Source organism: Bradyrhizobium sp. CIR48 (genome assembly GCF_014198315.1).
In the GTDB taxonomy this organism is placed as follows: Bacteria; Pseudomonadota; Alphaproteobacteria; order Rhizobiales; family Xanthobacteraceae; genus Bradyrhizobium.
Map to the genome: position 1 here is coordinate 21,189 of NZ_JACIHG010000021.1, position 26,268 is coordinate 47,456.

Sequence of the window (26,268 nt, forward strand, 5' to 3'; positions counted from 1 at the left end):
CCTACGATTCCGGTCTTGCGGAGAGAGCCCTCACCCGTCTTGCCGCTACTCCTCCTCGTCCTTCTTCCGCAGCAGATCCGTCGCGAGGTCCGACAGCTTCGGCGGCGGCAATGCCGCAAACGGCAGCGGCCTTGTGACGGCGATTGCCGCCAGTCCCAGCCGTGCCGTCAGCAATCCGTTCAGCACGCCTTCGCCCAAGCGCTGCGACAGCTTTGCCGCGATACCGTGGCCGAGCATCTGCTGCACCAGGCTGTCGCTCGCGGCCATGCCGCCGGTGATGGCGAGATGGGCGATGACGTGGCGGAGCAGGCGGATCATGCCGAGCGCGCCGGGGCGGCCGCCGTAGAGATAAGCGAGCTGGCGGATCAGGCGCAGTGCGGCGACGAACACGAACATCACATCGATCGCAGCACGGGGCGAGACCGCGGTCACGATCGAAACCTTTTGCGCCGCCGACGATACCAGCCGCCGTGCCTCCGCATCCAGCGGCGACATCAGCTCGCGCTCGGCGAGGCGGATCATGTCGGCGCCGTCGATGATCTCGCCGGTGTGACTCTCCAGCGTCGCGCGGGCGCGTGCGAGCTGCGGATTCTGGTGCGCGAGCTTGAGCAGATCCTGGACGATGACGCGGCTTTCCTTGCGGTCGTCGCTGGCGAGCACCGCGGCGGCGCGCGCATGCAACTGCTCGATCGTCGCCAGCCGCGCCAGGCCGAGTGCCTCGCGGCCGATCACCACCGCAAGCGCCAGCGCGGTGACGAGCGCAAAGGCGAGACCGAAGTAGCCGAGCGTTTCGCTGCGCGCGAACAGGTCCTCGATCAGATGCACCACGCCGAGCCCGGTGCCGAGCAGCGTCAGCCCGGCGAGGCCTGACCAGAACAGCGTACCCCAGGGAAATCCGCGCCGCGCCGGCCGCGCGGCCTCGATCGGCACCGGCAGCGCCTGCGGATCGTGCTCCGGCGTGATCTGGATCGTGGCGCGGCCAAGCCGTGCCGTCTCGTCGGCTTCGGTGACGACGACGCCGGGATCGTCGAGCCGGAACGTTGCCGGCCGCCGTGGCTTCGATCGGTCGTTCATGCGAGCTTGTCTCCGATCAGGAACTGCAAGGCACGGTCGAGGCGAATGTGAGGCAGCGTCGGCGGCTCCGTGCCTTCGCGGTCGAGCGTAGGCGGACGGAAGCGCAGGAAACGAAAGTCGCTTGTCCCGGCGGTCTCGGTTGCGAGGCCGCGGAACGCGGCATTACCGTTGAACAGCGGCTCGGGATCCAGTGGCAAATCGCCCGGAAAGGTCGCTACTTCCGTGTTGCCGTCGAAGAATTCACCGCCGGCGCTCTCGCCCGCGGCCGGTGTTCCCAGGATCGACGGCAATTTGTCGCGGCCGCGCGCGACTTGAGCTTCTCGTGTGGCACGCACCGCGGCGAGCGCCACCACGTCGATCGCCGCGCCGGTATTTTCCGCGCGCGCAACGGCGCCCGAGACCGCGCGGCGCAGCACGGCCTCGAGCCGGTCGTGGCTGGAATGGTGCAGATGGTCGGCCTTGGTCGCCGCAAACAGGATGCGGTCGATGCGCGGGCGGAACAGGCTGGAGAGAAACGTGCTGCGGCCGATGTTGAAGCAATCGAGAATGCCGGCGAGGGCGGCTTCGAGATCGTGCAGCGCCTCGGGTCCGGAGTTGAACGCGGACAGTGCGTCGGCCAGCACGATCTGGCGATCGAGCCGGGCAAAATGATCCCTGAAGAACGGCCGCACCACGACGTCCTTGTAGGCCTCGAAGCGGCGCACCATCATCGCCCACAGCGATCCCTCCGGCGCCTGCCCGCCGATCGGCACGTCGAGCGGCGCGAAGGTCAGTGCCGGGGAGCCTGCGAGATTGCCGGGCATCAGAAAGCGGCCGGGCGGCAACAGGCTCATCGCAAAGCGCTCGTCGCGGCAGGCTCGCAAATAATCGGTGAAGAGCTTTGCAGCGGTGAGCGTCGCCTGCTCGTCCTCGCGTGCGTCGGGCCTGAGCGTTGCCAGATGCGCGTGCCATTCGCTGGCGAGATGCGCGCGCGGCGCCTCGCGCGACAGCGCAAGACTCTCCGCCGACCATTGCTCAAAGCTCTTCTGCAGCAGCGGCAGGTCGAGCAACCACTCGCCGGGATAGTCGACGATGTCGAGGGTCAGCGTGCGATCGGCGCCGTTCGGGCGCTGATAGTCGATGACGAGCCTGAGCTCGCTGATGTCGACGGTCGAGTTCGGCCAGCGTCGCTCCTCGACCAGCGCGCGCAGATGGCTCTCATATGCAAAACGCGGCACGGCGTCGTCGGGCTGCGGCGCCAGATGCGCGCGCGCGATCCGGCCCGAGGCGTAAGCGTCGAACACCGGAAAGCGGCCGCCGCGGGTGAGGCCGTGGATCAGCGCGGTGATGAACACGGTCTTGCCGGCCCGCGACAGGCCGGTAACGCCTAACCGCACCGTCGGGTTGAAGAAGTGCTCGCCATAGTCGATCAGCGCCTGCGCGGACAAGCGCGCTTCTTCGACCATATCCTGGAAACTGAATGCCATATGAACGTTAATGGATCGGGGGCGGCGGGACTGTGTGACCGATCACAAAAGTGGCAATTGCGTGAAGAAAATCAAGCTCCATACTTCCACCGTCTTTGTCGGAAAATCAGCCGTTTGAACGACGCGCCGATCCCGAAAGACCCATACAAGAGGACATTGCCTCATCTTGCGGATTGCCATGACCGTCTTCCAACTGAAAGAGTTCGCATCCACCTCCGTCCACGCCGCAGCCGACGTGATCGGCTGGAATTACGACCGCGCCGAGCTGATCGCCGACGGCGTCATCCACGCGATCGGCGTCCTCTTCGGCATCATCGCCGCGACCGTGCTGGTGGTGCTGACGGTGGTCTATGCCAATACGATCGATATCGTCGGCGTCTCGATCTACGTCGCCGGCCTGCTCTCGATGCTGGTGCTGTCGGCAACTTATAATCTCTGGCCGGTGTCGCCGGCCAAATGGCTGCTGCGGCGGTTCGACCACTCCGCGATCTATCTGCTGATCGCGGCGACCTATACGCCGTTCATCCTCGAGGTGAAGGACAGTGGATTCGCGCTGGTGCTGCTCGCCGGCGTCTGGTGCGTCGCCATCCTCGGCATCGTGCTGAAGCTCTTCTACCCCGGCCGGTTCGACCGCGTCTCGGTCGGCATCTATCTCGCGATGGGCTGGAGCGGCGTGATGCTCTACGACGCCGTGGTCCGGGCGCTGCCCGCGCTGGTGCTGGGCTTCATCCTTGCGGGCGGCCTGCTCTACAGCTTTGGCGTGATCTTCCATGCCTGGCGGCGGCTGCGCTTTCAGAATGCGATCTGGCACGGCTTTGTGTTGGCCGGCGCGGCGTGCCATTATACTGCGGTGCTCGACCTCATGTTGAGCTGAGCAAGACCCAAAGGGGTCTTCCAGGAAGCGGTATAAGACAAGAGGAGACGTCGCATGCAGGTGACCGGCAAGGTCGTGGTCGTCACGGGCGGCGCAAACGGCATCGGCAAGGCGCTGTGCGAGGCGTTTTACAATGCGGGCGCAGCCAAGGTCGTCGTCGCGGATATGGACGCCGCCAATGCGAGGGCGGTCGCGGCCATGGTGGATGGCGCGGCTTTCAAATGCGATGTCGCGCAGGAGAAAGACATCTCGCACGTCATCGAGGAGACCGAGCGGCAGTTCGGCCCCATCGCCCTGTTCTGCTCCAATGCCGGCATCGGCGGCGGCTTCGATCCGATGTCGGTCAATGCCGGCGGCGCCTCGGATGAACCGTGGCAGCGCAGCTGGGCGATCCACGTCATGGCCCATGTCTATGCGGCGCGGCATCTGATCCCGCGCATGAAGGCGCGCGGCGGTGGCTATTTCCTCAACACCATCTCGGCCGCGGGCCTGCTGTCCCAAGTCGGCAGCCCCGCTTATTCCACCACCAAGCACGCCGCGGTCGGCTTTGCCGAGAATCTCGCGATCTCGCACAAGGCTGACAACATCAAGGTCTCGATCCTCTGCCCGCAGGGCGTCGACACCAACATGCTGCGCTCGATCCCGAAGGGCCCGCAATCCGGCGACGGCGATCTCACGCCGGAGCAGGTGGCGAAAGACGTGCTCGCCGGCCTCGAGCAGGAGACGTTCCTGATCCTGCCGCACCCGCAGGTGCTCGGCTATATGCGCAAGAAGACCGAGAATTACGATCGCTGGCTCGGCGGCATGGCCAAGATCCAGGCGAAGATGCGGGAGGAGTTCGGGAAGTAGCCGTGAGGTCGGTGCGATTGAGGCACACTCGCGCCAAACACTCGCTGCCGTCCCTGCGAAAGCAGGGACCCATAACCACAGGGAGAAGTTTGGCGAAGACTGGTAGATGTTCTTGCGCGCGGTACTGACACCTGCGCTTTACGGATAAATCACGCGGTATGGGTCCCTGCGTTCGCAGGGACGACACCGGTGGTTACCGAGGCAACGTCTCCTCCACCCGGCTCGCCCGCAGCGCCCGCGCATAGAGCATCATCCCCTCGCGCACGGTGCGCTGCTCCGCCGCCGTCAACGCCGCCAGCGCGCCGCGGACCTGCTGCCGGCCAAACGCGTGCAGCGCCTCCAGCGTGCGCCGGCCCTTCGCCGTCAGCGACAATAGCTTGCTGCGGGCATCATTCTCATCCGGCGTCTCCCTGAGCTCGCCGCAGTCGATCAGCTTGCGCACCAGGCGGCTGACGCTGGATTTCTCCAGCCGCAGGAAATCGCCGAGCTCGGCTGAGGTCATCGGACCGCGGATGCCGATCTCCAGGATGGTGTGCACGGCCGAGGGCGGATAGTCCGAGGCCGCCACCGTCGCATCCATGAAGCCGAGCTCGCGCACCATCAACCGCGAGGCGGCGCGGATGTCGTCGATCAGCGCAAGCTCGGCCATCTTGACTCCCGGTGTATAGTTGTATCATACAACTATATGCGCGCAGCGGCGCGCGCAAGGGTTTTGGAGTGAGCCATGAGCGGAGCTTTGCCGTCAGGTCAGCGGATGCGGGGCAAGGTCTGCCTCGTCACGGGCGGCGGCAGCGGCATCGGCCGCGCCACAGCGTTGCGGATGGCGACCGAAGGCGCCGAGGCGATCATCGTGGCGGGCCGGCGCGAGGCCGAGATCGAGGCGACCGCCGCTTCATGCCGCGAACTCGGTGCCGAGGCGATCCCGCTCAAGACCGACATCACGCGCGAGGACGACGTCGCGCGCCTCGTCGGCACCGCCATCGAACGTTGCGGCCGGCTCGACGTCGCCTTCAACAATGCCGGCTTCCAGGAGCGCCGCGCGCCGCTGGAAGAGCAGGGCACTGATATTTACGACAGCGTGTTCGACACCAATGTCCGCGCGCTGTTCCTGTGCCTGCGCCATCAGCTGCCGGCGATGCTGGCGCAGGGGCGCGGCAGCATCGTCGTCAACGCTTCCGTCAGCGGCGTGCGCAATCCCAACCCCGGCTTCTCGCTCTATTCGGCCTCCAAGGCCGCCGCGATCTCGCTGACGCGCTCGGCCGCGCTGGAGAATGCCCCGCGCGGCATCCGCATCAACGCCATCGCGCCGGGCCGCGTCGTCACCGACATGATGCTGCGCGCCGGCGTCGGCGATGTCGCAACCGTCAGCGCCGGCCTGCCGTTGCGGAGGATGGGGAATCCGGAGGAGGTGGCCGAGGCGGTGGTGTGGCTGTCGTCGGATGCGTCGTCCTATGTGGTCGGGCACGTGCTCGCGGCGGACGGGGGGTTTTTGGCGTCGTAGGTTTTTGGACGGTGGCGCAACAAACTCAGTGTCGTCCCCGCGAACGCGGGGACCCATAACCCCAGGGAGAAGTTTGGCGAAGACTGGTCGTATTTTTGCCCGCGGTACTGACACCGCGCCTTACCGATAGATCACGCGGTATGGGTCCCTGCGCCCCGTGCGCAATTGCACACTAGGCAGGGACGACAGCGTCAATGCTTCTGCCCGTACAGCACCGGCACCGCCGAATCCACGACGACCTCGACCAGGCTCGTGCCCTCGAATGCCATCCCTTGCCTCAGCGCCTCGCCGAGCTCGGCGGCCTTGCTGACCCGCACCGCATGGCAGCCCATGCCTTCGGCGAGCCGGACGAAATCGATGCCCGGCAGCTCCAGCCCGGGCACGTTGCGCACCTGCATCACCTGGCTGAACGAGCGCATCGCGCCGTAGCCGGAATTGTTGATGACGACGATGGTCAGCGGCAGCTTGCGCTGCGCGGCGGTCCACAGCGCCTGGATCGAGTACATCGCCGAGCCGTCGCCGATCAGGCAGACCGTGCGGCTGCTCGGCTTGCCGAGTGCCATGCCGACGGCGGCGGGCAGAGAGTAGCCGAGGCCGCCGCTCGCCATGGTGTAAAAACTGTCATGGCCGCGCATCGGCATGAATTTTTGCATCGCCGGCCGGTGCGAGGGAACCTCCTCGACGAGCGACGCACCATCCGGCATCGCCTGCGACAGCGAATGCAGCAGGAACTCGACCGGCAGCGGATCGGCGGCCTGCGGCGCCGGCGGCAGCGTGCGGCCCTTTGGGGCCGCGCGTTTGGTCTCCGGCAGCAGGTCGAGCAGCGTGCTCAGTGCCGGCTTCATCGTCGCGATGATGCTGGTGCCGACCGGCGTGACCGCCGCGGCATCCGCATCATCGGTGATCTGAAAAATCGTCGCACCACCGTCGAAGATCGCGGCATGGCCCTCGACATGGAAGGTGAACACCGGCGCGCCGATGACGACGACGAGATCGTGCGCACGCAGTGCGTCGGAGAGTTGCGCCGGCGAGGCGTGCAGAAACCCTGAGAATTGCGGATGCCGCTCGGGAAACGAGCAGCGCGCCGAGAACGGGCTGACCCAGACGCTCGCCTTCGCCTTCTCGGCGACGCGCACCATCAGGTCGACCGCACCGGCGCGGTCGATTCCGGGGCCGACGACGAGGGCTGGGTGCTTTGCGCTAGCGAGCGCAGCGACCAGTGCCTTCATTGGCTCAAGCTCGGGCCCGATCTCGCGGCTGACCATGCGCGCCTCGATCGGCGCGCAGGCATGCGCCCAGTCGTCGATCGGGATCGACACGAAGGTCGGTCCGCATGGCGGCTGCATCGCGGTGTAATAGGCCCGCGCGATCGCGGCCGGCACGTCCTCGGGCCGCGCCGGTTCGACGCTGTATTTCACGTAAGGCCGCGGAAATTCCGATGCGCGCTCGGCATAGAGGAACGCCTGCAGCGGCAGGATCGAGCGCGCCTGCTGGCCCGCAGTGATCACCAGCGGGGTCTGGTTGCGGTGCGCGGTGTAGATGTTGCCGAGCGCGTTGCCGACGCCGGCGGCCGAATGCAGATTGACGAAGCCGGCATTGCGGGTTGCTTGCGCGTAGCCGTCGGCCATGCCGACGGCGGAGGCCTCCTGCAGCGCCAGCACGTAGTCGATGTCGTCGGGCCAGTCGCTGAGGAACGGCAGCTCGGTCGAGCCGGGATTGCCGAAAACCCTGTCGATGCCAAACGAGCGCAGCAGGTCGAGCGTCGCCTGCTTGACGGTGACGGACTTGCTGCCGGTCTTGCCGTTCTTGGCCATGGTTTCCGTCCCTTCTCAATTCCTCATCCTGAGGAGCGCGTCTTCGCGCGTCTCGAAGGATGAGGGCCCGGCTGGTGGCTCCGCCCTTCGAGACGCGCGCGAAGAGGCGCGCTCCTCAGGGTGAGGGTCTAACTTCCTACATCGTCATTACATTCGCAATGACGAGCAGAGGCCGTCACCACACCGCGGTCCCCTTCATCGTCGGCTGTCCCTCCGCATTCGCGGTCCACAGCTCCATGCCGGCCTCGGTCTCATTGGCGTTGACCGAGAACTCGGTGCCCTCGAACAGCGGCTGCAGGCCGCGATACGAAAACTTCTTCGGCGCCTCGCCGCCGTGCAGCTTCGCAGCCATCTCGATGATCAGCGCCGCCTGCAGCGGGCCGTGGAAGATCAGGCCCGGATAACCCTCGACCTTGGTGACGTAGTCGCGGTCGTAATGGATGCGGTGGCCGTTGAAGGTCAGCGCCGAATAACGAAACAGCAGCACGGGGTCGGAGACGTGGGTCTCGCGGTGCTGCGCCTTCGGCGGCGGGGTCGGAGCCTTGCCGCCGGCCGGCGCGCTGCTCGTCATCTCGCGATAGACGATGTCCTGCCGCTCGCGGATGGCGACGCCGCGCGGCGAGGAGATGCTGTGCTCGACCGAGACGAAGCACAGCGTGCCGGTCGAGCCCGATTTCACCTGCACGTCGGCGATGCACGAGGTCCGCGTCGATTCATCGCCGACCTGCAGCGGTTGCAAAAACTCGATCTCGCCGCCGGCCCACATCCGGCGCGGCAGCGGCACCGGCGGCAGGAAGCCGCCGCGCGTGGGGTGGCCGTCGGGCCCGAGCATCGACATCGGAAACACCGGCTGCGCCAGGCACCAATGCACGGTGAACGGCGCGGCGTCTCCCTTCTTGGGCTCGCCGACCTCCTGGAACAGCGTCGCGCGCAGGCTCATCACGAGCTGCGCGGTGACGATGTCGGTGGCCTCCGTGCTGCGGCCGATCCATTGCCGCAAGTGATCGATGTCGAGCTTCTCGGTCATGACGCCTCGCTCTTCTTACGTCTTGGACTTTGGCTTCTCGCCGATGGCGGGCACAGCGCCGTAAGCGCGTGTCTCGCCGACGATGATCGGCGCCGGCGCGGGATAGCTGACACGTCCCTGCGGCGTGTCGACCTCGATGCGGCGCAGATGCGGATGGTTGGTGAGGTCGGCCATGGTGTTGACCTCCGCGAAGGCGATGTCGGCATCCGACAGCCGCTTGAGCAGTTCGTCGCGCGTCATCTTGCCGAAGATATCCGCCACCGTCGTGTCGGTGAAGTCGCGGTTGCGCACACGCTCGACCATGTTGGCGACGCGGGGATCGGCGGGCAGGTCGGGTTGATCCAGCACCTTGGCGCACAGCGTCTTCCATTCGCGCTCGCTCTGGATCGAGATCAGGATGTCCTTGCCGTCCTTCGAGGTGAACACGCCATAGGGAGCGATCGAGGGATGCCGCAGGCCCATGCGCTTGGGCGGGTTGCCGGCTTCGGAGTTGAGTAGCGGCACGGTGCACCAGTCCGCCATCACGTCGAACATGGAGATGCGGATGTCACAGCCCTTGCCGGTGCGCCCGCGTCCGATCAGCGCCTCCAGGATCGCCGCATGCGCGGTGGCGCCGGTCGCGACGTCGACGATCGACATGCCGACGCGCGAGGCGCCATCGGGATTGCCGGTGATCGAGGCGAGGCCGCTCTCGGCCTGGATCAGGAGGTCATAGGCCTTGCGATGCGCGTAGGGACCTTCGTCGCCATAGCCGGTGATGGTGCAGGAGATCAGCCTTGGATAGTCCTTCAGCAGCCGCTCGCGCGAGAAGCCGAGCTTGTCCATCGAGCCCGGCTTGAGGTTCTGGATCAGCACGTCCGCGCTTGCGATCAGCTTCTCCAGCTCGGCGCAACCTTCCTTCGTCGCGAGATCGACCACCGCCGATTGCTTGCCGCGGTTGAGCCAGACGAAATAGCTGCTCTGGCCCTTGGCCGCCGCGTCATAGCCGCGGGCGAAATCGCCCTCGGGCCGCTCGATCTTGATCACCTCCGCGCCGGCATCCGCCAGGCGCGAGGAGCAGAACGGCGCCGCCACCGCCTGCTCGACCGCAATCACCCTGATCCCGTCCAATGCTCCCATGACGGTGGCCTCAGTACGAGCGCGGCATGCCGAGCACATGCTCGGCGACGAAGGAGAGCACGAGGTTGGTCGAGATCGGTGCCACCTGATAGAGCCGCGTCTCGCGGAACTTGCGCTCGACGTCGTATTCCTCGGCGAAGCCAAAGCCGCCATGGGTCTGGATGCAGGCGTTCGCCGCTTCCCAGGACGCATCCGCCGCCAGCATCTTGGCCATGTTGGCCTCCGCGCCGCAGTCGAGCCCGGCCTCGTATTTCCGGGTGGCTTCCTTCACCATCAGCTCGGCCGCGCGCATCGAGGCGTAAGCCTTGGCGATCGGGAACTGGATGCCCTGGTTCTGGCCGATCGGGCGGCCGAACACGCTGCGCTCCTTGGCGTAGTTGGTCGCCTTCGCGATGAACCATTTGGCGTCGCCGACGCATTCGGCGGCGATCAGGATGCGCTCGGCATTCATGCCGGAGAGGATGTAGCGAAAGCCCTTGCCTTCCTCGCCGATCAGATTCTCCGCCGGCACCTTCATGTCGGTGAAGAACACTTCGGTGGTGGCATGGTTCATCATGGTGCGGATCGGGCGGATCTCGAGGCCGTTGTTCTTGGCCTCGCGCATGTCGACGATGAACACCGACAGGCCGTCGGTGCGCTTCTTGGCCTGCTCCTTCGGCGTGGTCCGCGCCAGCAGAACCATCAAATCGGAATGCTCGGCGCGGCTGGTCCAGATCTTCTGGCCGTTGACGATGTAGCTGTCGTTGCCGTCCTTGCGCGCGAAGGTTTTCAGCGAAGAGGTGTCGGTGCCGCTGGTCGGCTCGGTGACGCCGAAGGCCTGCAGACGCAATTCGCCGCTGGCGATCTTCGGCAGGTATTTTGCCTTCTGCTCGGCGTTGCCGTGCCGCAGCACCGTGCCCATCGTGTACATCTGGGCGTGGCAGCCGCCGCCGTTGCAGCCCGCGCGCTGGATCTCTTCGAGGATCGCGGCCGCCGCGGACAGCTTCAGCCCCGCACCGCCATATTCCTCGGGAATCAGCACCGAGAGATAGCCGGCCGCTGTCAGTGCGTCGACGAACGCCTTGGGATAGGCCATCTCGCGATCGAGCTTGCGCCAATATTCGCCGGGGAACTGGGCGCAGAGTTTTGCGACGGCTTCACGGATGTCGGCGTAATCTTCGGTGTGGTGTTCTTCACTCATGGCGTTTCCAGTTCTTAGCGGCAGTTAAGATAACGCCGGCCGATCCTCAGGCGTTGTGAAAACAACGCCAGCCCCCTATGCTCATTTGTTATAGCGTATGGAGTAGCCTTCCAGGATTGGCAAGCATGGATTTCCGGCAGCTCAGGACCTTCAGTTGCGTGGCGGAGCTCGGCAGCCTCTCCAAGGCCTCCGACACGTTGCGCGTGGCGCAGCCGGCGCTCTCCCGGCAGATCAAGCTGCTGGAACACGAGCTGCGCACCGAGCTCTTCACCCGCAACGGCCGCGGCATGGTGTTGACCGAAGCCGGCCGGCTGCTGCTGGCGCGCACCTCCGGCATCGTGCGGCAGATCGACCAGATCCGCGACGACATCCAGTCGTCCAAAGGGCCGCCGTCGGGCCAGGTCGTGCTTGGCCTCGTTCCAACCGTGAGCTGCGTGCTGTCGGCACGCTTTGCGCGGCGCTGCGTCGAAAAATTCCCCGGCATCTCGCTGCGCATCGTCGAGAGCTACAGCGGCCATCTGGTCGAATGGCTGCATCGCGGCGAGATGGATCTCGCCATCCTCTACGGCCGCTCCGCCGATCTGCATCTCAACGTGGAGAGTCTCGGCCGCGACAACATCGTCGCGGTCGGCCCGCGCGGCTGCGGCCTCGCGCGCAAGAAGAGCGTCGACATCGGCTGGCTGCTGCGGCAACGGCTGGTGCTGCCCAGTCATTCCCACGGCCTCCGCGCGCTGATCGAGCACGCGGCCGCCCAGCGCAAGATCAAGCTCGACGTCCAGCTCGAGGCGGATTCGTTTCGCGTGCTGACGAGCCTCGTCGAGGAGGGCCTCGGCTTCGCGCTGCTGCCGCCATCGTCGGTCCACGGCGAGGTCGCGGAGGGGCGGCTGGAAACCGCCGTGGTCTCGAAGCCGATGACACGCGAGCTCATTTTCGCTTCTCCGATCGACCGCCCGGTCTCGACGGCCTCGCTCGCCGTCACGGCGCTGCTGCGCGAGGAAGTCGCGGCCTGCCGCAAGGAAGGCGTCTGGGACATCAAATTGAGTTAGATGCGCTGACGTCGTAGAACAGTCAGGCGCCGCCTTGCCTTCGCATCTGGCGCGAGCTGTCATGCCGAAATTTTATAGCTGCGGTGCGAGCTCTAGGGGCGTTCGGAGCGCGCTCTTTATTCACACTCGGTGTCATTGCCCGCGAAGGCGGGCAATCCAGTATTCCAGAGGCCGCGCGGCTAGAATCGAGAAGCCGCGGCGTACTGGATGCCCCGCCTTCGCGGGGCATGACAGTGGAGATTGAGGAGATCGATTGCCCCAGGGCAGTCGATTAGCAGCCTACCCCGGAATCCTGACCGGCAGCGTCTCGTACCCCTTGATGAAGCTCGAATAGATCCGCTTGGGCTCGCCGACCACCTCGATGCGGTCGAAGCGTTTCAGCATCTCTTCCCAGACGATGCGCAGCTGCAGCTCGGCGAGGCGCATGCCGACGCAGCGGTGGATGCCGAAGCCGAAGGAGAGATGGGTGCGCGGGCGCGGACGGTCGATGATGAAATCGTTCGGCTTGTCGAACATCTCCTCGTCGCGGTTGCCGGAGACGTACCACATCACCACGCGGTCGCCCTTCCTGACGTGCTTGCCGCCGACCTCGGTGTCTTGCAACGCGGTGCGGCGCATATGCGCCAGCGGCGTCTGCCAGCGGATCACCTCGGGCACCATGGAGTCGATCAGCTCCGGATTGGCGCGTAGCCTGTCGTATTGCTCCGGGTTCTCGTTCAGCGCCAGCACCGAGCCGGTCATGGTGTTGCGCGTGGTATCGTTGCCGCCGACGATGAGCAGGATGATGTTGCCCATGAGGTTGTCGGGGTCCATGTGCCGCGTGGCGTCGTTGTGGGCCATCAGCGACAGCAGATCGTTGCGCGGCGCCGAATTGACGCGCTCGTTCCACAGCTTGGACATGTAAGCGTAGCACTCGTCCATCTCGCGGCGGCGTTCCTCGGCGGAGGCGACGATGCCGCTTTTGGGCAGCGCGGTCGAAACATCCGACCAGCGCGTCAGCTTGCGCCGCTCCTCCCAGGGGAAGTCGAACAGGGTCGCCAGCATCTGCGTCGTCAGCTCGATCGAGACGCGCTCGACGAAATTGAAGGTCTCGTTGCGCGGCAGATTGTCCAGCACCGTCTGCGAGCGCTGGCGGATCAGCTTTGCCAGCTCGTCCAGATGTGTCGGCGTGAACATCGGCGACACTGTCTTGCGCTGCGACGAATGCCTGGGCTGGTCCATCGCGATGAAGCTCGGATAGTCGTAGCCTTCCGGCACGTCTCGGATCGAGATGCCGCCGAGCGTGGAGTCCGAGGAGAAGATGCCGTGATTGGTGTCGACATGCATGATGTCGTTGTACTTCACCACCGACCAGTACGGCTCGATCGGCGCGTTGGTGCAGTAATGCACCGGCTCTTCCTTGCGCAGTCGCTCGAACCACGGCCACAGCGTGTCGTCCTGGAACAGCCGGGGCGCGCCGGGATGGAATTGGGACAACGGCGTCGCATAGGCCTCCTCGCGGGCCCTGCGCATGCGTTCGGCCTTGTCCACTTTAACCGGCGCTTGGATGTTCATCGTCGTGGCTCCAATTGGTTGTCTGACCTCTCCCGCTTGCGGGAGAGGTCGGCGCGTAGCGCCGGGTGAGGGTTTTCTCCGGATTGTCCCGTTGCGGAGATACCCTCTCCCCAACCCTCTCCCGCAAGCGGGAGAGGGGGCGCAGCATTGTCGTGGCATAGTTCGCAATTCACGCCGCGATCTTCACCGGCAGCTCTTCCAGACCCTTCACGAAACTCGAATAGACCCGCTTGGGTTCACCGACCACATCAATATGGTCGAACCGCCTGAGAATTTCTTCCCAAATAATCTTGAGCTGGAGTTCGGCGAGCCTGAGGCCGACGCAGCGGTGAATGCCGAAGCCGAAGGACAGATGCGTGCGCGGGCGGGCGCGGTCAATGATGAAGTCGTAGGGCTTCTCAATCGCCTCCTCGTCGCGGTTACCCGAGACGTACCACATCACGACCTTGTCACCTTTCTTGATCTCTTTGCCGCGGAACTCGAAGTCCGTGAGCGCGGTGCGCCGCATGTGCGCCAGCGGCGTCTGCCAGCGGATCACTTCGGGGACGAAACTATCGAGCAGTGCGGGGTTCTCGCGCAGCTTGCGATACTGTTCCGGATGCTGGCTCAGCGCGAGCAGCGAGCCCGACATGGTGTTGCGCGTGGTGTCGTTGCCGCCGACGATCAAAAGCACGAGATTGCCGAGGAAGTTCTTGGCGTCCATGTCGCGCGTCGCGGCGCCATGCGCCATCATCGACAACAGATCGCTCTTCGGTGGCTGCGCGATGCGTTCTTTCCAGAGGCGCGCGAAATAGCCGGCGCATTCGGTCAGCTCGGCCTGACGCTCGTCCTCGGTGGCGACGAGGCCGTCGGGGCCGGGGATGGTGGTGGCGATGTCGGACCAGCGCGTCAGCTTGCGGCGGTCCTCCCAGGGAAAGTCGAACAGCACCGCGAGCATCTGCGTGGTGAGCTCGATCGAGACGCGGTCGACCCAGTCGAACACCTCGCCGCGGGGCAGGTTGTCCAGGCACTCGGCCGAGCGCTTGCGGATGTTGAGGGCGAGATTGTCCAGATGCGTCGGCGTGAACATCGGCGCCACGGTCTTGCGCTGCGCCGCATGGCGCGGCGGATCCATCGAGATGAAGCTCTCGCGGCGCAGGTCCGGATCGATGTCGCGGATGGTGATGCCGCCGAGCGCGGAGGCCGAGGAGAACACCGAATGGTTGGTCTCGATCTCCACGATGTCGTTGTAGCGCGTCACCGACCAGTACGGCCCGAACATCGAGTCCTTGCAATAGTGCACGGGATCTTCCCGGCGCAGCCGATCGAAATACGGCCAGAACGTATCGGTCTTGAACAATTCCGGGTCGCCCGGATCGTACTGCTCCAGCGGCAGTGAGTTGGCGCGCTCGCGCAATGCGTCGAGCTTTGCCGCGCTCTCCATGGTCCCATGCATGACCGCTCTCCCTGGCATGAACCGCGCGTTCTCGTTGAATTCTGCGCTGCGGTATTTGATTTGCAATTACAGCCGGTTGTCTGCGCCGGAGCAAGGGAGAGTTTTGTCACATCCAACCTTTGGGCGTGGCCGGGCGCGTAGCCCGGATGGAGCCAACGGGTCGGCGCAAAGCGCCGCCCGATGACAGGCTCCGCGTAATCCGGGGCCGGCGTCACTTGGGGCAAGATCCCGGATTGCGCTGACGGGATCTCGATCAACGTGACCCGCCGCACACCATTTGTCGTGAAATCGTGCCAGAAACCGACTGGAATCAAGGTAAATCGAACCCCGCCATCTTGGGGACCGACCAAGCTCTGATCTATAGTTTGACCCGATCAAGACCGCATCCCGAGGTTGCCGCCGTGAACGATATGCAATGGACCCCCATCGGCTCCGAGCCCTTACCGCCGCCGCTGCCGCCCACGCGGGTCGATTTCAGCGGTGACCGCTCCGAGTTCCGGAAAATGGTCACCAAGGGGGCCATGCTGGAGCTCGTCACCTTCGGCTTCTACCGGTTCTGGCTCGTCACCGACATCCGTCGTCATCTGTGGGCGAACACCGCGATCGACGGCGATGCCGCCGAATATACCGGCCGTGCCAAGGAGCTGCTGGTCGGCTTCCTGTTCGCGCTCGCGATTCTGGTGCCGATCTATCTCGCCTACTTCCTGATCGGCATCGAGTTCGAGCGCTGGCAGGGTTTTGCCTCGACGCCGCTGTTCATCGGCTTCTACGCCTTCGGCCAGTTCGCGATTTTTCGCGCGCGACGTTACCGGTTGACGCGCACCGTTTGGCGCGGCGTCCGATTCTGGATGGACGGCTCGGGCTGGGCCTATTCGTTCCGCGCCATGGCGTGGGGCTTGCTCGTATTCCTGACGCTCGGCCTGGCGCTGCCCTGGCGCGAGGCCGCGCTCGAACGCTACAAGATGCAGCACACCCATTACGGCGATCTTCGCGGCGATTTCGAGGGCAACGGCTGGACCTTCTTCAAGCGTGGCTGGTGGCTGTGGCTGCTCAGCCCGATCGCGCTGGTGATCTTCCCGCTCGCGCCGTTCTTCTATGCGGAGTTCAAGGCGCGCGAATGGCGCTGGTGGCTCGACGGCATCCGCATCGGCGGCGTCAGCCTGTCCTCGGACCTGCCGCACGATGCCTTCTACGGCCTGTACTGGAAGGTGATCGGCTGGTGGACGCTGCTCTCGATGGTATTCTCCGCCTATCTCGGCGGCTCCGCCTTGCTGGTCGTCCAGCTGAGCGGCGTTCCGGCCGATCAGGTGTTCGGCTCCGACAATGCCGCCAGGAGCATCCCGATGGTGGTGATGATGGTAGCAGGCTATCTCGCGCTGGCGCTTGCGATCAACATCGTCATGCGGGTCTATCTTCAGCGCGATCTCTGGGCCAAGGTGTTGGAGACCGTCAAGGTGCACGACATCGGCGCGGCGTCGGATGTGCAGGGGCGCGGCGTACTTGCCAGTGCGCTCGGCGAAGGTTTTGCCGACGGGCTCGATGTCGCGGGATTCTGAGCTGTGAGTGACGTATTTGCCGAGGCGCCGGCGCAGGCCGCCAAGCCGACCATCTTCTTCGACGGCACGTCGAGCCGCCGGCGGCAGGTGACGCTGACGTTCGCTGATGCGCTCGAGATCCTCGAGGAGGGCGGAATGCCGGTTCGCTGGTCCTATGCCGACATTCGCCGCGCCGACAGTCCGCCGGGAATCCTGCGTCTTGCCTGCATCGCCGCGCCGCCATTGGCGCGGCTGGAAATCCGCGACGCTGTACTCGCGGCGGACGTGACCGTCCGCTGCACCCATCTCGACGAGCACCGAACCTCGCGCCGCGGCGTCGCAAAGATCGTCGGCTGGTCGGTGGCCGCCACCGTCTCCATCGTCTGCGTCGTGCTGTTCGGTGTGCCGCTCGCCGCCGACCGTCTCGCGCCGCTGGTGCCGAAACCGATCGAGCGGCGCATCGGCGACGCCTCCGAAGTCCAGGTGAAGACCATCTTCGGCCGCAGCGTGTGCGAAGACCCCGCGGGCAAAGCCGCGTTCACAAAGCTGGTCAACCGCCTGCGCGATGCCGCCGGCCTCGATGACGATTCCATGACGGCGGGCGTGCTGCCGACCGCGGTGCCGAATGCGTTCGCGCTGCCCGGCGGCAAGGTCTACGTGCTGAGGGGCCTGCTCGACAAGGCGCAAAACCCCGACGAGCTCGCCGGCATCCTCGCCCACGAGCTCGGCCATCTCAAGCATTACGACAACATGCGCGGCCTGATCTACAACGGCGGCACCTCATTCCTGATCGGCCTGTTGTTCGGCGACGTCACCGGCTCATCCGCCGTGATCTTTGCCTCGCGCACCGTCGTCGAAGCCTCCTATTCGCGCGAGGCCGAGACTGCTGCCGATACGTTCGCGATCGAGATCATGCACAAGCTCGGCCGCTCGCCGAAGCCCGCTTTTGAGCTGATGTACCGCATCACCGGCAAGGAAGGCGGCTCCACGCTCACGTCGATCCTCGCCAGCCACCCGCTGACCGAGGACCGCCTCGCCCGCATGACCAGGGAAGATCGCCCCGTCAGCGGCCCGCCGCTGCTGACGGACAAGGAATGGCAGTCGCTGAAGGGAATCTGCGGCAGCGGGAAGATCTGAAGGTTGATCGCTGCAACGGCGGAGGTGCGCCCTCTCTCCCGCAAGCGGGAGAGGTGCTTCAGAGCGCGCCTACCGCGTCCCGTAGGCGCGGTCGCCGGCATCGCCAAGGCCCGGCAGGATGAACCCGTTCTCGTCGAGACCTTCGTCCACCGCCGCGGTCCAGATCGGCACGTCCGGATGCAAGCCGCGCAGCCGTTCGAGTCCTTCCGGCGCGGCGATCAGGCAGGCGAGGCGGATGTCCCTGGCGCCGCGCTCTTTCAGGCGGTCGATGGCGGCGACGGCCGTGTTGGCGGTGGCTACCACCGGGGTCACCACGATCGCGAGGCGCTCGCCGAGGTCGGACGGCGATTTGAAGAAATACTCGACCGCCGCAAAGCTGTGCGGTTCGCGGTAGAGCCCGATATGGGCGACGCGCGCAGTCGGCACCAGGTCCATCATGCCGTCGACGAAGGTGGTGCCGGCGCGCAGCATCGGCACGAACACCAGCTTCTTGCCGGCGATCTTGGCCGAGTGCATCGTCGCCAGCGGCGTCTCGATCACGGTATCCGCGAGCGGCAAATCGCGCGTCACCTCGTAGCAAAGCAGCATGCCGATCTCCTTGATCAGCTCCCTGAACGATTTTGTGGAGATCGATTTGTCCCGCACCAGCGTCAGCTTGTGCTGCACCAGCGGATGATCGACGATCGTGACGCCTTCCATGATGGGATGCTCTTCTTCTTCCCTTCTCCCCTTGTGGGAGAAGGTGGCGCGAAGCGCCGGATGAGGGGTATCTTTCCGCGTATTCCAATTGAGAGATCCCCCGCGGAGAGAGACCCCTCACCCGGCTTCGCTTTGGCGAAGCCACCCTCTCCCGCAAGGGGAGAGGGTTTAGAAAACCGTGCCGTCGCTGATCACCTTCAGCGGCGGCGAACCGTCGGGCCGGCGCGCAAAGGCAATGGCGCGGCCGGCGGCCCAGGTGCCGCCTTCCAGAATGCTGGCGAGCGGTAATGTCTCGGGCGTGCGGCCGAGCTTTGCGCGAACCAGCTCGGCAAGCCGGTCCAGCAGCGCGACCGTCAGCGCACGCCATTCCACGACGAGCAGCGAGTCCACCGCATGCGCACGCTCGGCATCCGCGGCATCGCGCAGACGCAGCACCTCGTAATCGACGAACAGTCCGCCGTTGCGGTATTCCGCAAGCCCCGTCAGGCCGTCGATGTCGGTGACGTCGATTCCAGCGCGCTGCAGCGGTTCGATCAGGGAATAACTCAGCCATTGCGACAGCTTGTGCAGCGGCACGAGGCCCGCGGTCGCATCATCCGCCCTAAGCGCCGGATGGCGCCAGCAATCGCCGAGCGGAATCTTTGCAAGCTCCAGCCGCGACGGCCAGATCGGTCCGAGCTGGTTCAGCACCGCCGACAGGATCGCAGGCGCGGCAATGGCGCCGCCCTTCGCCTGCGCCGCGATGTGATCAAACAGCCCGCCCGGCCGCGGTGTATCTTGCAGGCCGAAAATCTCGGCGCGCTCCGCGACCAGCTTGCCCAGACGCCGCAACAGATCCGCGCGCCCCTCGAGCCCGAGCAGCGTATTGGTGTCGCTGACCTGAAAAGCGGAGGTGAGTGCGGCGAGCGGCAGCTGCGCGAGCACGTTCGCATCGGCCCTGAATGGCGAGCCGGCGTCGCGCGAAAAAAGACCGCTCGCAAACATGTCGAGGCTGGCGATCGCGAGCCCCTCGGACCGGCCGATGCTTTCGCCGCTCATGGCATCGCGGTAGCGCCAGGCCGCGCCCGCGCCGGCATCGAGCAGCACGCTGACGATGGCAAGGTCGAACTCCGCGCGCGCCCGCGCGGCGCGGTCCGGCCACGAAGCCGCGTCGGCAAGCTTCGCCCAGCGGTCGGCGCCGCCAAGCACAAAATGCCGCCAGCGCGCATGGAATGGAATCTCCAGCGCCGGATAGGCTTTGCGGGTCACCGCGAGCACGGCCTCCGCGACACCATCCATCCGGTCGAGATCGATCGTGAAGTGGCGGAGGCCGCCGGCAAGGCCGATCTCCAGCATCTGCGCGGCCCGCGCGCGCACCGCATCTGCGGTGAGCAGCGAGCGTGCTTGCAATTCCAAAGCCTCCCGCATCGCGCGATCAGTATTTTTCCAGCGAACGCCCGACCACGCCGTCCACGTCCTTCTCGGGCGCGATGTCGGTCGAGTAATAGCCGGCGGCTTTCTTCGCGGCGATCTCGACATAGGCGTCGGCGGGAATCAGCTCCGGCGGGATCGGCACGCGCTCGACGATGTCGATGCCTTGCGAGGTCAGCGCGTCGTATTTCATGTCGCTCATCGACAGGAAGCGGTCGATGCGCTTCAGACCGAGCCAGTGGATCGTATCCGGCATCAATTGCTGGAAGCGGGCATCCTGCACGCCGGCGACGCATTCGGTGCGCTCGAAATAGGCGGCGGCCGCATCGCCGTCCTCCTGGCGCTTGCGCGCGTTGTAGACCAGGAATTTGGTGACCTCGCCGAGCGCGCGGCCTTCCTTGCGATTGTAGACGACGAGCCCGAGCCCGCCTTCCTGCGCGCCGCGCGCGGATTCCTCGATGCCGTGGATGAGATACGGACGGCAGGTGCAGATGTCGGAGCCGAACACATCGGACCCGTTGCACTCGTCATGCACGCGGCAGGTGATCTTGGTGCGATGGTCCGGCAGTTTCGTCACATCGCCGAACATGTAGACGGTGGTACCGCCGATCGGCGGCAAAAACACCTTCATGTCCGGCCGCGTCACCAGCTCGGGGAACATGCCGGCGGTCTGCTCGAATAGCGTGCGCCGCAGCTCGGTCTCGGCGGTGCCGAAGCGCGCCGCAAGCCCCGGCAGGTACCAGACCGGATCGATCGCGATTTTCACGACGGAGACGCTGCCATTGGCATGCACGACCTCGCCGTCGGCGCGTAGCCGTTTTGCGGCCAGCGCCTCGCGGATCTCCGGCAGGTCGAGCCGCGCTCGCGTCACGGCGATGCTCGGGCGGATGTCGGAGCCTTCTGCGATCTCCTTACCGAAATTCTCCGCGACCAGATGCCCCCAGGGATCGAGCGCGACGATCTTGGCGGGATCGCGCCATTGCTCGAACGGTCCGATGGTCGCCGCCGGAAACGTATTGGTGAGGTCGGGCCTGCGAATCGGATCGAGCGCACCGGCGGACACCGCGAGCGCACGGTACATCGCGTAGGACCCGCCATGGCTGCCGATCACGTTGCGATCCCCGGCGCGCGAGACCGTGCCGATGATCGGTCCGCGGGCGCGCGCGTCAGCGGCGCCCCAGTGGATCGGGAAGGCGGACTTCCGGCCCGGCTCCGGATGCGAAGTCAGGCGGATGTGGTCGGTACGGTTCGCGCGGCTCATGACCAAACTCCCAAAAAGCCAACGGCCCGCCGCTCGGACGGGCCTGGCTCGGTCGCGTTGCCGACGCGGAACATCGGCGACGCAAGCTCAATCCAACATATTGTAGCGGCAAGACGCGACAGACAAGTTAATCGTGCTGCGCGCGCAGGGCCTCCGCTGCCGATGCCGGTCACCAGCCATTGCCATGCCCAGCTGAATGGCGCACGGCACCGGTATACAGGCTATATCTATGTAGTTATTTGTGTTTTTGAAGGGGCCACCGGCCGGCGAGGCCGGCTAGACCAGCTGCCGGTCGCCTCCCGGCGTCCGGATCACCGCGCGAAACGAGGGCGCGGAATCGTGACTGAAGCGGATGCGCGGATCGTCCAGAAAGCCCGCCAGCGACGCGGCGATCGTGTCCGCCTCGGGGTGCCGTATCTCGAATTCCACCAGGGAGCAGCCGAGATCGGCCATGCGCGACGCTGGATGCGGTCCGGCCGGCCACTCGATCACGGTCGGAAACGCGCCGTCGAACGGCATCGAGCCGTCGGGCGGGACGGAGATCAGCCATTCGAGATGGCCGCGCGTCACCGTGATGGCGGGTTTTGCGACATGCGGGATCGTCGCGAGCGCGGACGTGATGTCGGACGTGCTCACGACCCAGGTCATGAGCCGCGGCGAAACTGCGAGCACCGCGCGCGTCCGTGCATCGTCCAGCGCGAACCAGCGCGGCCGGCTGGGCGCGGGAGCCGACGGGTTCGGCGCGATCACTTCGAGGAACGCTGTCTCGCTCAACCGCAGCAGGTGATTATGCGTGCCCATCAGCGGATGCGCGCCGCCGGCCGGCGGCGCAATGCCGAGCGCGGTCTCGACATAAGCGACGCCCTCGGCAAGTTCGTTCGCGGCGACGGTGATGTGGTCAAGACGAAGCATGGCTAGCGATCCGATTTCTTCTCGAGTTCTTCCAGGCTATGGCCATATCGTGCGACCAGGTTGAATCTGCGCACGGTCGAGTTCGCGCTGACTGTAACCTTTGGTCCATCGAACTGCCATCGCCTGTCCGCGCTCCCTGCAAGTGAGACGGCGTATCGTGCACAAATCGGGCTGCGTCCACACCCTTGCAAACGCGTGACTGGATAAAGCCCATATATTCAGACATATCGACTGGATCGGTTGACCGCCCCGGAGACCCCCATGCCCGCCAGCTACATCGACCCCCGCAACGGAAAGCTCTATGCGCTCGACCAGCCGCGCTGGTGCTCGGACGAGCGCACGCCGCTTCTGGTGACGCCGGGGGCGGGGATCTCGCGTGAGGACATCGACGGCCGCGCGCGCTCGCTCTGGCGCTACCGCGCGGCGCTGCCGGTCGAGATCAAGACTCCGATCACGCTCGGCGAGGGGTGCACGCCGCTGGTGCAGCAGGACTGGGGCGATTTGCGGCCGTTGTTCAAGCTCGAATGGTTCAACCCGACCGGCAGCTTCAAGGACCGCGGCTCGGCCGTGATGCTGTCCTTCCTGCGCCAGATCGGCGTCGACGCCATCTTGGAAGACTCTTCCGGCAATGGCGGCTCGTCGATGGCGGGGTTAGGGGCCGCCGGCGCCATGCGCGTGAAGATTTTAGCGCCGGCCTCGACGTCGCCGGCGAAGATCGCGCAGGTGCGCGCTTACGGCGCCGAGGTGCAGCTCGTCGAGGGTCCGCGCGAGGAATCGGAAGCCGAGGCGATCCGGCAGTCGAGCCAGACCTTCTATGCCAGCCACAATTGGCAGCCGTTCTTCCTCGAAGGCACCAAGTCGCTCGCCTATGAAATTTGGGAAGATCTCGGCTTCCGCGCCCCCGATAACATCATCGTCCCCGTTGGCGCCGGCAGCTCTCTTCTCGGGTGCGCCTTCGGCTTCCGCGAGCTGTTGAGGGCCGGCCAGATCGCGAAGCTGCCGCGGCTGTTCGCGGCGCAGCCACTCAACTGTTCGCCGATCGATGCGAGCTTTCAGGCCGGTGTCGATACGCCTGTCGCGCGCGAGGTCAACAAGACCATTGCCGAAGGAACCGCCATCAAGCACCCGCTGCGCCTGCGCGAGATCATTGCGGCCTTGCGCGAGAGCAGCGGCGGCACCGTCGCGCTCACTGAGGACGAGATCGTCGCCGCCCTGCGGCGACTGGCCCGGCAGGGCCTGTTCGCCGAGCCGACCAGCGCCAGCGCGGCTGCGGCGCTGGACAAACTCTCGGCCACCGGCGCCATCAAGGCGACCGACACCACGGTCGCCGTCCTCACCGGCACCGGCCTGAAGGCCGCAACCACCGTCGCCGATCTCGTCCAGTAGGGTCCGATCTGTTGGGCCGTGTTGCGGCGCGGCCGCCGCGGGACGAGGGCGTTGCAGAAGGCCCGGGCATCCACGTTGCCGCGGAGCCATGCGGCCGCGTTGAACCTTCGGCGCCCGTCGCCAGCCTCATGAAGATCCAGCTCGCGCAAAGGGGAGAGTTCCATGACCGCGCAGGATCCGTTTGCAGGTTTCAAGGCAGTCCAGAAGGAAGCCTGGTCGCTGTTCACGCCGATGGAAGTTTTCACGACACCGACCGCCGCCAAGCTCGTCGGTTTTGCCGGCGTCGCCGCCGGCCAACGCCTGCTCGACGTCGGATGCGGCACCGGCGTTGTCGCGATCACGGCGGCGCGCCGCGGTGCGAAGGTCAGGGGTCTCGATCTGTCGCCGGTCCTGATCGAACGCGCCCGCGAGCATGCGCAATTGATGAACCTCGATGTCGACTTCAAGGACGGCGACGCCGAAAGCCTGCCCTATGGCGACAACGAGTTCGACGTGGTGCTCAGCCAGTTCGGCCACATGTTCGCGCCGCGCCCGGACGTCGCGATCGGCGAGATGCTGCGCGTGCTGAAGCCCGGCGGCACCATCGCCTTCTCCACCTGGCCGCCGCATCTGTATGTCGGGCGGATGTTCGCGCTGATCGGCCGCCATCTGCCGCCGCCCGAGGGCGTGGCATCGCCGGTGTTGTGGGGCGATCCGAAGATCGTCGCCGAGCGTCTCGCGGGGAAAACGAAGGACCTCTCCTTCGAGATGGACATGATGACACCGTCCGCCCTCAGCCCGCAGCATTTCCGCCGCACCATGGAAACGACGATCGGGCCTTTGATCAAGCTCGTCGCCCAGTACAAGGACGAGCCGGACAAGCTCAAGAGCTTCCGAGCCGAATTCGAGGCGCTGATCTCGGAATATTTCGACCCCGGCCACAATGTGATGCGCCAGCAGTTCCTGATGTCGAAGGCAAGCAAGGTGTGAGGCTGAAGCGATAAGCCGCCGCGATCGCACGTGCTCCTTCTCCCCTTGTGGGAGAAGGTGGCGCGAAGCGCCGGATGAGGGGTCTCTCTCCACTCAATGAAATTGAACTTGCGGAGAGAGACCCCTCACGCGTCTCGCCGCTATGCGGCGAGCCACCCTCTCCCACAGGGGAGAGGGTGCAGCGAGCAAGCGCCTTCACTCCTTCAGATCATTCACCTGCTTGACCCAGCTGCGCACGTCGGCGAGCACGGCGGGCAGCACCGCCTTGACCTCGGCCACGGTCATGCCGGGCTTGATGCGGGGATCGTACAGCAGATTGAGGATGTACTGGTCGTAGACGTCGAAATACCCCATCGAGACGTTGTCGTTGAACATCGTCCACGGCACGCTCGCGGTGTCGTTGATGGGCCCGAGCGATTGCAGCAGCTCCTCATAGGCGCAGTCGAGAAAGACGAAGTCGCCGTTGTCGACGGTGAGGATGACGTCGGAATGCTCGATCTCGAAATTGTCGTTCTTGCGGAAGCCGGACAGGCATTGCGGGTCGAGCGAGGTGCGGATCTCGCGCGCCTTCTCCGCACCGTAGAAGCTGGAGATGGTGCGGAAGAGGTCGCGGTCGCGCACCAGCTTCACCCGCACATTGGCCGCTTCGGCGGTCGCGATCATGGCGATGTCGAGATGTTGCACGCGATGGGCGATGTCGGCCACGACCCTGGCGAGCTGCGTCTTGCGGTCGGCGCGGTCGCTCTCGGCGTACACGCGCACCGGCCCGTCGAATTTGCGAATGCGGTCGACGCGGCCGGCGAGGTGATATTCGGCGCCGAACGCCGTCTTCAGGAAGCCCTCGACGATCTCTCCGTCGGTAAAATTCTTCTTCTCGGAGCGCTGGCGCGAGGAGACCGCGGGCAACTCGCCCGCCACCGCGGTGGTCGCGGGATCGGGCGCGCATGTGAGCGCGGCGAGCGCCAGCAGGGCGATGCGAAGGGCAGCCGAGGACGGATTGAGTGCGCTCATCGTCGTGCGACGCTGCCGTATTCACGTCGCGCGCACAAGGCCGCAGATTCACGCGGCCTGCGGGTTCCCGGCATTGTCTGTAACAAGAGAGTTACAGTGTCGTAGGGTGGGCAAAGGCGCGAAAGCGCCGTGCCCACCATCGCGCCGCAACCGCAGTCAGTGGTGGGCATGCCTCCGGCTTTGCCCCGGAAGCGTGCGTCAGTTGTTCAGCACCACCACCGTGGTACCGACCGAGACGCGGCCGTAGAGATCGCTGACGTCGTCATTGGTCATGCGGAAGCAGCCCGAGGAGACCGCCTGGCCGATCGTCTCCGGCTCGTTGGAGCCGTGGATGCGGTAGAGTGTCGAGCCCAGATACATCGCGCGCGCACCGAGCGGATTCTCGACGCCGCCCTTCATGTGGCGCGGCAGGTCCGGCCGGCGGGCCAGCATCTGCGACGGCGGCGTCCAGTCCGGCCATTCCTTCTTGGCGGTGATCCTGTGGACCCCGCCCCAGCGGAAGCCGTCGCGGCCGACGCCGATGCCGTAGCGCAGCGCCTGGCCGTTCTGCAGCACCAGATACAGCCGCCGCTCGCTGGTGTTCACCACGATCGTGCCGGGGGCGTAATTGCCGTTATACATGACGGTGGTGCGGGGGATCGGATTGGCGCCGGAACGGAAGAAGTTCGGTCCGCCGCCCATGATGTCGCGCGAGTCGAACTCTTCCGCGAACGCGCCGCCCGCCATGGCCGACAGCAGTGCGATGGCGGCAATCGGCGCGGCAAAAAACCGGATCATTGTTTCCCCCAGCAAAAAATCGATTCAACAAGGGCCACAGGCCATATTTGCGGGCTTTTCGCAAGCCACGGCCCCGTGAGGGATGCCATGCTTAACGATTGACGTCACCAGATCCGCAACCGCGCCAATTTGACGGAAAGCGTTATCCAAGCCAGCGCATCCTCGCGCGGGGCAGGGCCGCGATGGCCCCTATTGCTTTGACGGGGCCTGCGAACAATGATTGGTCGGATAC

General features: G+C 65.6%; 23 protein-coding genes. 8 read left to right on the forward strand and 15 right to left on the reverse strand.

Annotation, left to right across the window (positions count from 1 at the left end):
- Positions 1-45 precede the first annotated feature (45 nt).
- Positions 46-1,074: a YcjF family protein gene (locus tag GGD66_RS39815; RefSeq protein ID WP_183261997.1), complete on the reverse strand. Its 1,029-nt coding sequence runs from the start codon at positions 1,072-1,074 to the stop codon at positions 46-48.
- Complete coding sequence (locus GGD66_RS39820) at positions 1,071-2,540, reverse strand: YcjX family protein (protein ID WP_183261999.1); 1,470 nt, start codon at positions 2,538-2,540, stop codon at positions 1,071-1,073. The genes GGD66_RS39815 and GGD66_RS39820 overlap by 4 nt, the downstream gene beginning before the upstream one ends.
- Before the next feature lie 178 nt (positions 2,541-2,718).
- On the opposite strand from GGD66_RS39820, the gene trhA reads away from it, so the two are divergent.
- Together trhA and GGD66_RS39830 are read left to right on the forward strand one after the other, a co-directional pair.
- Positions 2,719-3,414 (forward strand): PAQR family membrane homeostasis protein TrhA, encoded by a 696-nt coding sequence (gene trhA, locus GGD66_RS39825; protein ID WP_018317231.1) that lies wholly within the window; start codon positions 2,719-2,721, stop codon positions 3,412-3,414.
- A 54-nt stretch (positions 3,415-3,468) separates the two neighbouring features.
- The gene (locus GGD66_RS39830; RefSeq protein WP_183236913.1) at positions 3,469-4,263 is read left to right on the forward strand and encodes an SDR family oxidoreductase; all 795 of its coding nucleotides are present in this window, start codon (positions 3,469-3,471) and stop codon (positions 4,261-4,263) included.
- Between the two features lie 193 nt (positions 4,264-4,456).
- Here the strand turns inward: GGD66_RS39830 and GGD66_RS39835 are convergent, their stop codons facing one another.
- Positions 4,457-4,912, reverse strand: coding sequence for a MarR family winged helix-turn-helix transcriptional regulator (locus GGD66_RS39835; RefSeq protein WP_183262000.1), 456 nt, complete (start codon positions 4,910-4,912; stop codon positions 4,457-4,459).
- Positions 4,913-4,987: 75 nt separating this feature from the next.
- On the opposite strand from GGD66_RS39835, the gene GGD66_RS39840 reads away from it, so the two are divergent.
- Positions 4,988-5,764, forward strand: a complete 777-nt coding sequence (locus GGD66_RS39840) for an SDR family NAD(P)-dependent oxidoreductase (protein WP_183262002.1) — start codon at positions 4,988-4,990, stop codon at positions 5,762-5,764.
- Positions 5,765-5,955: 191 nt separating this feature from the next.
- Here the strand turns inward: GGD66_RS39840 and mdlC are convergent, their stop codons facing one another.
- From mdlC to GGD66_RS39860, 4 genes are all read right to left on the reverse strand, one after another.
- Positions 5,956-7,578: a benzoylformate decarboxylase gene (mdlC, locus tag GGD66_RS39845; protein WP_183230383.1), complete on the reverse strand. Its 1,623-nt coding sequence runs from the start codon at positions 7,576-7,578 to the stop codon at positions 5,956-5,958.
- A 175-nt stretch (positions 7,579-7,753) separates the two neighbouring features.
- Positions 7,754-8,605, reverse strand: coding sequence for a MaoC family dehydratase N-terminal domain-containing protein (locus GGD66_RS39850; RefSeq protein WP_183262004.1), 852 nt, complete (start codon positions 8,603-8,605; stop codon positions 7,754-7,756).
- Between the two features lie 15 nt (positions 8,606-8,620).
- Positions 8,621-9,724 carry a CaiB/BaiF CoA-transferase family protein gene (locus tag GGD66_RS39855; protein WP_183262005.1) on the reverse strand — a complete coding sequence of 368 codons (1,104 nt, stop codon included), beginning with the start codon at positions 9,722-9,724 and terminating at the stop codon, positions 8,621-8,623.
- 10 nt (positions 9,725-9,734) lie between these two features.
- The gene (locus GGD66_RS39860; protein WP_018317224.1) at positions 9,735-10,904 is read right to left on the reverse strand and encodes an acyl-CoA dehydrogenase family protein; all 1,170 of its coding nucleotides are present in this window, start codon (positions 10,902-10,904) and stop codon (positions 9,735-9,737) included.
- A gap of 125 nt (positions 10,905-11,029) precedes the next feature.
- Here GGD66_RS39860 and GGD66_RS39865 point away from each other — a divergent pair, with 125 nt between their 5' ends.
- Positions 11,030-11,950 (forward strand): LysR substrate-binding domain-containing protein, encoded by a 921-nt coding sequence (locus GGD66_RS39865; protein ID WP_183262007.1) that lies wholly within the window; start codon positions 11,030-11,032, stop codon positions 11,948-11,950.
- A 279-nt stretch (positions 11,951-12,229) separates the two neighbouring features.
- Here GGD66_RS39865 and GGD66_RS39870 read toward each other — a convergent pair whose 3' ends face one another.
- Together GGD66_RS39870 and GGD66_RS39875 are read right to left on the reverse strand one after the other, a co-directional pair.
- Complete coding sequence (locus GGD66_RS39870) at positions 12,230-13,504, reverse strand: cytochrome P450 (RefSeq protein WP_183262008.1); 1,275 nt, start codon at positions 13,502-13,504, stop codon at positions 12,230-12,232.
- A gap of 169 nt (positions 13,505-13,673) precedes the next feature.
- Positions 13,674-14,939: a cytochrome P450 gene (locus GGD66_RS39875; protein WP_183262009.1), complete on the reverse strand. Its 1,266-nt coding sequence runs from the start codon at positions 14,937-14,939 to the stop codon at positions 13,674-13,676.
- A 401-nt stretch (positions 14,940-15,340) separates the two neighbouring features.
- On the opposite strand from GGD66_RS39875, the gene GGD66_RS39880 reads away from it, so the two are divergent.
- The gene (locus tag GGD66_RS39880) at positions 15,341-16,495 is read left to right on the forward strand and encodes a YjgN family protein (RefSeq protein ID WP_049814824.1); all 1,155 of its coding nucleotides are present in this window, start codon (positions 15,341-15,343) and stop codon (positions 16,493-16,495) included.
- 3 nt (positions 16,496-16,498) lie between these two features.
- Complete coding sequence (locus GGD66_RS39885) at positions 16,499-17,611, forward strand: M48 family metallopeptidase (protein WP_183262011.1); 1,113 nt, start codon at positions 16,499-16,501, stop codon at positions 17,609-17,611.
- A gap of 69 nt (positions 17,612-17,680) precedes the next feature.
- On the opposite strand, the gene upp is transcribed toward GGD66_RS39885, so the two are convergent.
- The 4 genes from upp to GGD66_RS39905 form a co-directional block, all read right to left on the reverse strand.
- Positions 17,681-18,310 (reverse strand): uracil phosphoribosyltransferase, encoded by a 630-nt coding sequence (gene upp, locus GGD66_RS39890; RefSeq protein WP_018317218.1) that lies wholly within the window; start codon positions 18,308-18,310, stop codon positions 17,681-17,683.
- Positions 18,311-18,478: 168 nt separating this feature from the next.
- Positions 18,479-19,717, reverse strand: a complete 1,239-nt coding sequence (locus GGD66_RS39895) for a URC4/urg3 family protein (protein WP_183262013.1) — start codon at positions 19,715-19,717, stop codon at positions 18,479-18,481.
- A 7-nt stretch (positions 19,718-19,724) separates the two neighbouring features.
- Positions 19,725-20,981 carry a GTP cyclohydrolase II gene (locus GGD66_RS39900; RefSeq protein ID WP_018317216.1) on the reverse strand — a complete coding sequence of 419 codons (1,257 nt, stop codon included), beginning with the start codon at positions 20,979-20,981 and terminating at the stop codon, positions 19,725-19,727.
- Between the two features lie 276 nt (positions 20,982-21,257).
- Positions 21,258-21,893, reverse strand: coding sequence for a VOC family protein (locus GGD66_RS39905; protein ID WP_183262015.1), 636 nt, complete (start codon positions 21,891-21,893; stop codon positions 21,258-21,260).
- Between the two features lie 261 nt (positions 21,894-22,154).
- Between GGD66_RS39905 and GGD66_RS39910 the strand changes: the two genes are divergently transcribed.
- Both GGD66_RS39910 and GGD66_RS39915 read left to right on the forward strand, forming a co-directional pair.
- Entirely contained in the window at positions 22,155-23,279 is a 1,125-nt protein-coding gene (locus tag GGD66_RS39910; protein ID WP_183262017.1) for a threonine synthase, read from the forward strand.
- A 162-nt stretch (positions 23,280-23,441) separates the two neighbouring features.
- Positions 23,442-24,248, forward strand: coding sequence for a class I SAM-dependent methyltransferase (locus GGD66_RS39915; RefSeq protein WP_183262019.1), 807 nt, complete (start codon positions 23,442-23,444; stop codon positions 24,246-24,248).
- A gap of 195 nt (positions 24,249-24,443) precedes the next feature.
- On the opposite strand, the gene GGD66_RS39920 is transcribed toward GGD66_RS39915, so the two are convergent.
- Positions 24,444-25,259, reverse strand: coding sequence for a DUF2927 domain-containing protein (locus GGD66_RS39920; RefSeq protein WP_092260764.1), 816 nt, complete (start codon positions 25,257-25,259; stop codon positions 24,444-24,446).
- A gap of 198 nt (positions 25,260-25,457) precedes the next feature.
- Positions 25,458-26,036 (reverse strand): L,D-transpeptidase, encoded by a 579-nt coding sequence (locus tag GGD66_RS39925; protein ID WP_018317212.1) that lies wholly within the window; start codon positions 26,034-26,036, stop codon positions 25,458-25,460.
- Positions 26,037-26,268: the final 232 nt, after the last annotated feature.

Excerpts from the sequence above, each read along its gene's own strand:
- GGD66_RS39920 (WP_092260764.1), bottom strand. The coding sequence starts at position 25,259 with ATGAGCGCACTCAATCCGTCCTCGGCTGCCCTTCGCATCGCCCTGCTG.
- GGD66_RS39900 (WP_018317216.1), bottom strand. The coding sequence starts at position 20,981 with ATGAGCCGCGCGAACCGTACCGACCACATCCGCCTGACTTCGCATCCG.
- GGD66_RS39850 (WP_183262004.1), bottom strand. The coding sequence starts at position 8,605 with ATGACCGAGAAGCTCGACATCGATCACTTGCGGCAATGGATCGGCCGC.
- GGD66_RS39820 (WP_183261999.1), bottom strand. The coding sequence starts at position 2,540 with ATGGCATTCAGTTTCCAGGATATGGTCGAAGAAGCGCGCTTGTCCGCG.
- GGD66_RS39910 (WP_183262017.1), top strand. The coding sequence starts at position 22,155 with ATGCCCGCCAGCTACATCGACCCCCGCAACGGAAAGCTCTATGCGCTC.
- GGD66_RS39865 (WP_183262007.1), top strand. The coding sequence starts at position 11,030 with ATGGATTTCCGGCAGCTCAGGACCTTCAGTTGCGTGGCGGAGCTCGGC.
- trhA (WP_018317231.1), top strand. The coding sequence starts at position 2,719 with ATGACCGTCTTCCAACTGAAAGAGTTCGCATCCACCTCCGTCCACGCC.
- upp (WP_018317218.1), bottom strand. The coding sequence starts at position 18,310 with ATGGAAGGCGTCACGATCGTCGATCATCCGCTGGTGCAGCACAAGCTG.
- GGD66_RS39870 (WP_183262008.1), bottom strand. The coding sequence starts at position 13,504 with ATGAACATCCAAGCGCCGGTTAAAGTGGACAAGGCCGAACGCATGCGC.
- mdlC (WP_183230383.1), bottom strand. The coding sequence starts at position 7,578 with ATGGCCAAGAACGGCAAGACCGGCAGCAAGTCCGTCACCGTCAAGCAG.
- GGD66_RS39860 (WP_018317224.1), bottom strand. The coding sequence starts at position 10,904 with ATGAGTGAAGAACACCACACCGAAGATTACGCCGACATCCGTGAAGCC.
- GGD66_RS39830 (WP_183236913.1), top strand. The coding sequence starts at position 3,469 with ATGCAGGTGACCGGCAAGGTCGTGGTCGTCACGGGCGGCGCAAACGGC.
- GGD66_RS39895 (WP_183262013.1), bottom strand. The coding sequence starts at position 19,717 with ATGCGGGAGGCTTTGGAATTGCAAGCACGCTCGCTGCTCACCGCAGAT.
- GGD66_RS39840 (WP_183262002.1), top strand. The coding sequence starts at position 4,988 with ATGAGCGGAGCTTTGCCGTCAGGTCAGCGGATGCGGGGCAAGGTCTGC.
- GGD66_RS39905 (WP_183262015.1), bottom strand. The coding sequence starts at position 21,893 with ATGCTTCGTCTTGACCACATCACCGTCGCCGCGAACGAACTTGCCGAG.
- GGD66_RS39835 (WP_183262000.1), bottom strand. The coding sequence starts at position 4,912 with ATGGCCGAGCTTGCGCTGATCGACGACATCCGCGCCGCCTCGCGGTTG.
- GGD66_RS39925 (WP_018317212.1), bottom strand. The coding sequence starts at position 26,036 with ATGATCCGGTTTTTTGCCGCGCCGATTGCCGCCATCGCACTGCTGTCG.
- GGD66_RS39815 (WP_183261997.1), bottom strand. The coding sequence starts at position 1,074 with ATGAACGACCGATCGAAGCCACGGCGGCCGGCAACGTTCCGGCTCGAC.
- GGD66_RS39875 (WP_183262009.1), bottom strand. The coding sequence starts at position 14,939 with ATGCATGGGACCATGGAGAGCGCGGCAAAGCTCGACGCATTGCGCGAG.
- GGD66_RS39855 (WP_183262005.1), bottom strand. The coding sequence starts at position 9,724 with ATGGGAGCATTGGACGGGATCAGGGTGATTGCGGTCGAGCAGGCGGTG.
- GGD66_RS39915 (WP_183262019.1), top strand. The coding sequence starts at position 23,442 with ATGACCGCGCAGGATCCGTTTGCAGGTTTCAAGGCAGTCCAGAAGGAA.